8 protein-coding genes and 1 pseudogene are annotated in these 4,289 nt (G+C 65.3%); 1 reads left to right on the top strand and 8 read right to left on the bottom strand.

All coding sequences use genetic code 11. From position 1 onward, the window contains the following. Nucleotides 1-1,104 (top strand): annotated as a pseudogene (locus ACFWF3_RS26155) (hypothetical protein); the annotation flags it as partial. A gap of 27 nt (nt 1,105-1,131) precedes the next feature. On the opposite strand, the gene ACFWF3_RS26150 reads toward ACFWF3_RS26155, so the two are convergent. The 8 genes from ACFWF3_RS26150 to rpsS form a co-directional block, all read right to left on the bottom strand. Then, nucleotides 1,132-1,569 (bottom strand): PIN domain-containing protein, encoded by a 438-nt coding sequence (locus ACFWF3_RS26150; RefSeq protein ID WP_379315960.1) that lies wholly within the window; start codon nt 1,567-1,569, stop codon nt 1,132-1,134. Then, complete coding sequence (locus ACFWF3_RS26145) at nt 1,566-1,790, bottom strand: ribbon-helix-helix protein, CopG family (protein WP_379315958.1); 225 nt, start codon at nt 1,788-1,790, stop codon at nt 1,566-1,568. Before ACFWF3_RS26145 ends, ACFWF3_RS26150 begins: the two co-directional genes overlap by 4 nt. 119 nt (nt 1,791-1,909) lie before the next feature. After that, nucleotides 1,910-2,179 (bottom strand): 30S ribosomal protein S17, encoded by a 270-nt coding sequence (gene rpsQ / locus ACFWF3_RS26140; RefSeq protein WP_056818470.1) that lies wholly within the window; start codon nt 2,177-2,179, stop codon nt 1,910-1,912. Next, complete coding sequence (rpmC, locus tag ACFWF3_RS26135; protein WP_056818473.1) at nt 2,176-2,415, bottom strand: 50S ribosomal protein L29; 240 nt, start codon at nt 2,413-2,415, stop codon at nt 2,176-2,178. Before rpmC ends, rpsQ begins: the two co-directional genes overlap by 4 nt. Next, nucleotides 2,415-2,831, bottom strand: a complete 417-nt coding sequence (rplP, locus tag ACFWF3_RS26130) for a 50S ribosomal protein L16 (RefSeq protein WP_266296839.1) — start codon at nt 2,829-2,831, stop codon at nt 2,415-2,417. Before rplP ends, rpmC begins: the two co-directional genes overlap by 1 nt. 3 nt (nt 2,832-2,834) lie before the next feature. Further along, nucleotides 2,835-3,629 carry a 30S ribosomal protein S3 gene (gene rpsC, locus ACFWF3_RS26125; RefSeq protein WP_266296840.1) on the bottom strand — a complete coding sequence of 265 codons (795 nt, stop codon included), beginning with the start codon at nt 3,627-3,629 and terminating at the stop codon, nt 2,835-2,837. Next, nucleotides 3,630-4,031 (bottom strand): 50S ribosomal protein L22, encoded by a 402-nt coding sequence (rplV, locus tag ACFWF3_RS26120; protein ID WP_067448312.1) that lies wholly within the window; start codon nt 4,029-4,031, stop codon nt 3,630-3,632. Beyond that, nucleotides 4,028-4,289: 30S ribosomal protein S19 (rpsS, locus tag ACFWF3_RS26115; RefSeq protein ID WP_379315956.1), on the bottom strand; the 262-nt coding region annotated here is incomplete at its 5' end. The genes rpsS and rplV, both read right to left, overlap by 4 nt.

Here is a 4,289-nt window from a genome sequence, read left to right as displayed (position 1 = left end):
GCGACCGAGGCGACCGAGGCGACCGAGGCGACCGAGGCGACCGAGGCGACCGAGGATCTCGAGTTCGCCGCCGTGAAAACAGCGTCCGCCGCAGGCACCGACGAATTGATCTCCACCACAACCGGAACGGCTTTCGGGACCGCCGCGGCTTCCGAGCAGGCGAACCCCGCCGACAGCCTCGACCAGCCGATCGTCTCGGAGCCGGTGGTTCGCGATACCTCGGCGCCGAGCGCGGCGCCGCTGGTCTCAGCGGCCGAGAGCATCGCAGCGCCGTCGGCCGAACGCACCTACCCGCACGGCCTGCGCCGCCCGTCCTCCGACAAGCCGAGCGCCCCCGGCACCCTCGAACTCATCCACAAGGCGGCCGCCGATCATCGCCGCAACGGCACCGAGCACGTCGGCCGGACCACTGGGGTCGCCGCGACTTTGCGGCGAATACCGGTCACCGCCGCCGCGCACTCCCCTGCGGGCGAAGCAACCGGTACCGACCCGGTTCCCGAGGCGACGATGCACGCCGGCACCGTCGCCCGTGACCCTGATGGCGACACTCCACCGATCACCGATCCGGTAACGGTGCACAACGATCCCCAGCCCCCCGCCGCGGAGCCGGAGCAACTGACCCTCACCGCCGAACCCGGCGAGCAACTGGCCTTGCAGCCGGCGCCCGCACCACACACCGAGCCCACCCCAGAGCCGGCCGAATCCACCGCCCCAGTCCCCGAGCGGACAGACACCACCGCCTCGACCTCAGCGCCGACGGCAGCCGTCTCGCACCCGACAACAATCCCCGCTGCCGATCTCGACGAGCCCGCGGTACCGGACCCGGTCGACCTGGACGTCCCCGACGAAGACGACGACGACCTCCCGGCCCCCGACGACTTCGACTTCGACGAAGACACCGAGGTCCGCGCCCTGGCCCGCCGCATCGCCCACCGCAGCCCCCTGCGCCTGACCCTCGACCAGATCGAAGAGATCCTCGAACTCACCGACCAGTCTTGGTCGGCCCGCAGCATCGGCAGCGAAGTCGGCGTCCCCAGCAGCACAGTCACCAACATCGTCGAATTCGCCCACAAGATCCGCCAGCCCTACGCCTTCACCGGCTGACAGCTCAGCTGTTCGGAGCGAATCAGTTCATTCGAAATCGTCGGGGAACAAGCGAAATGCCGGGTAGTTGTGGAGCGGGCGCAGCACGCGGAAATCTCGACGGTCGAGGGTGAGGATCGCGTCCGTGTCGTACTGAGCTGCCACTACGACACACACCGCATCGACCAGATCAAGATCCAAGCTGTCATACGTGGCACGAACCGTGATCGCCGCGTTCAACTGTTCGGCGTCGACTTCGGCGAGGACGATGCGGGTCTGCGCGATGCGGTCGGCGAGTGAGCCCAGAATCCGGTCAGCGATCTTGCGTCCGCCACGAACGCTGGCGACGTGATGCACTTCGGTCAGCGCCAACGGGCTGACCACCACGGCGCTGGCGGAATCGGCGGCGCGCCGCACAGCGAAGTGCTCAGGATCGGAGCGGTTGAACATCGCGAGCAATCCGGATGTGTCCGCGATGACGATCATGCAGTGCGATTCATCGCATCATGAATCTCGTCCTTGCCGATAGCCCCGCCTAGGTCGAATGTCTCGTCGTCGTTGATCAACGGTTGATCCCACCGCCGATTACGCAGCAGGTAGGCACGCAGCGCATCGCGCATGATCTCGTTCTTCGAGCGCCCTTCGTCGCGGGCCTGTGTCGCGAGCGCAGCCTCATCCTCACCGGTCAATCGCATAGTCCACGCCATGGAACTAATGGTATCAAGGATGACACCACATCAGGAGCATCCATGGAACGACGATGGCCCGCTTCCCCAGAGGGAAACGGGCCATCGCAGAAACGATCTCGATGGATCGAGGAGGGACCTTACTTGGCCTTCTCCAGGACCTCGACCAGACGCCAGCGCTTGGTGGCCGACAGCGGACGGGTCTCCATCAGCTGAACGTGGTCGCCGACGTGGGCGATCTCGTTCTCGTCATGCGCCTTCACCTTGGAGGTGGTGCGAATGATCTTGCCGTAGAGCTTGTGCCGGTGACGGTCTTCCAGCTCGACGACGATCGTCTTGTTCATCTTGTCGGAGACAACGTAGCCGCTGCGTACCTTGCGGCTGTTGCGCTCTTCGGTGTTCTCGCTCATGCCGCATCTCCCTTGCCAGCGGGCGCCGTGGCCAGGCCGAGCTCGCGCTCACGCATGACCGTGTAAATGCGCGCGATCTCGTGGCGGACGACGCGCAGTCGACGGTTGTTGTCGAGCTGACCCGTCGCCATCTGGAAGCGCAGGTTGAACAGCTCTTCCTTCGACTCGCGCAGGCGTGCCACGAGCTCTTCTTCGTTGAGCTCACGGAGCTCTGCGGCCGGTGTTTCGGTAGCCATCAGAACTGCTCCTCCCTGGTCACGATCCTGCATTTCATCGGGAGCTTGTGCATCGCGCGGCGCAGGGCCTCACGAGCGGTCTCCTCGTTGGGGTAAGACATCTCGAACATGACCCGACCGGGCTTCACGTTCGCGACCCACCACTCCGGCGAACCCTTACCGGAACCCATGCGGGTTTCGGCCGGCTTCTTCGTGAGCGGGCGGTCGGGGTAGATGTTGATCCAGATCTTGCCGCCACGCTTGATGTGGCGGGTCATTGCGATACGCGCCGACTCGATCTGACGGTTGGTGACGTAGGCGGGCTCGAGAGCCTGGATGCCGTACTCACCGAAGGCCACCGCGGTGCCGCCCTTGGACATGCCCGAGCGACCGGGGTGGTGCTGCTTGCGGTGCTTGACGCGACGGGGCATCAGCATGCGTCAGCCCTCCTTGTTCTCTGCCGGAGCCTCCGCCACTGCAGTGGCGGCGCGACCGACCTCGGTGCTGGTCGCGGTGGTGCCAGTGGCGCCGGACCGACGAGGGCGGCTCGGACGCTCGCGACGCGGGCGCTCCGGAGCAGCAGCGGCGGCGGTCAGTTCACGACGACCACCGACGATGTCACCCTTGTAGATCCAGACCTTCACACCGATGCGACCGAAGGTGGTCTTGGCCTCGTAGAGGCCGTAGTCGATGTCCGCACGCAGCGTGTGCAGCGGAACACGACCTTCACGGTAGAACTCCGAGCGCGACATTTCGGCGCCACCGAGGCGGCCCGAGCACTGCACACGGATGCCCTTGACGTTCGGCGAACGCATGGCCGACTGAATGGCCTTACGCATCGCACGACGGAACGCCACACGGTTGGACAGCTGCTCGGCCACACCCTGAGCAACCAGCTGCGCATCCGACTCGGGGTTCTTGACCTCGAGGATGTTCAGCTGAACCTGCTTCTTGGTGAGCTTCTCCAGCTCGGCGCGGATGCGGTCGGCTTCCGCGCCACGACGACCGATCACGATGCCGGGACGCGCGGTGTGGATATCCACACGGACGCGATCACGGGTGCGCTCGATCTCGACCTTCGAGATGCCTGCCCGCTCCATGCCAGTGGCGAGGAGCTTGCGGATCTGAACGTCTTCCTTCACGTATTCCGCGTACTGCTTGTCCGCGTACCAACGCGACTTCCAGTCGGTGGTGATACCGAGGCGGAAGCCATGGGGGTTAATTTTCTGTCCCATTTACTTTGCCCCTCCCTTCCGGCGGCTACGAGTGGCAGCGCCGGTGGTGGGCACGCTCTCGACCTCGATGGTGATGTGGCTGGTGCGCTTACGAATCCGGAACGCACGGCCCTGGGCCCGCGGCTGGAAACGCTTCATGGTGGCGCCCTCGTCGACAAAAGCAGTCGAGATGACCAGGGTGGCCGGGTTGAGGCCGAGGTTGTTCTCGGCGTTCGCCGCGGCCGAAGCCACGACCTTGGCCACGGGCTCGCTGGCAGCCTGCGGTGCGAACCGCAGGATCGCCAGCGCGTCCTCGACGCTCTTGCCGCGGACCAGGTCCACGACTCGACGGGCCTTCATCGGGGTGACCCGAACGTGCTTGGCGGTTGCGCGTGCAGTCGGGTTCTGAATGGTTTCAGTCATCGCCGCTTGCTCTTCCGGTCGTCCTTGACGTGGCTCTTGAACGTCCTGGTCGGCGCGAACTCACCGAGCTTGTGGCCGACCATGTTGTCCGAGATGAACACCGGGACATGCTTGCGACCGTCGTGGACGGCGAAAGTGTGCCCGATGAAATCGGGGATGATGGTCGAGCGACGCGACCAGGTCTTGATGACCTGCTTCGTGCCCTTTTCGTTCTGCACGTCCACCTTCGCGAGGAGGTGGTCGTCGACGAACGGGCCC

Origin of the sequence: Nocardia sp. NPDC060220 (genome assembly GCF_042727815.1) — a bacterium.
Taxonomy (GTDB): Bacteria; Actinomycetota; Actinomycetes; order Mycobacteriales; family Mycobacteriaceae; genus Nocardia.
Note: the sequence above shows the minus strand (reverse complement) of the source record. Positions and strands in the feature narration are given on the sequence as shown.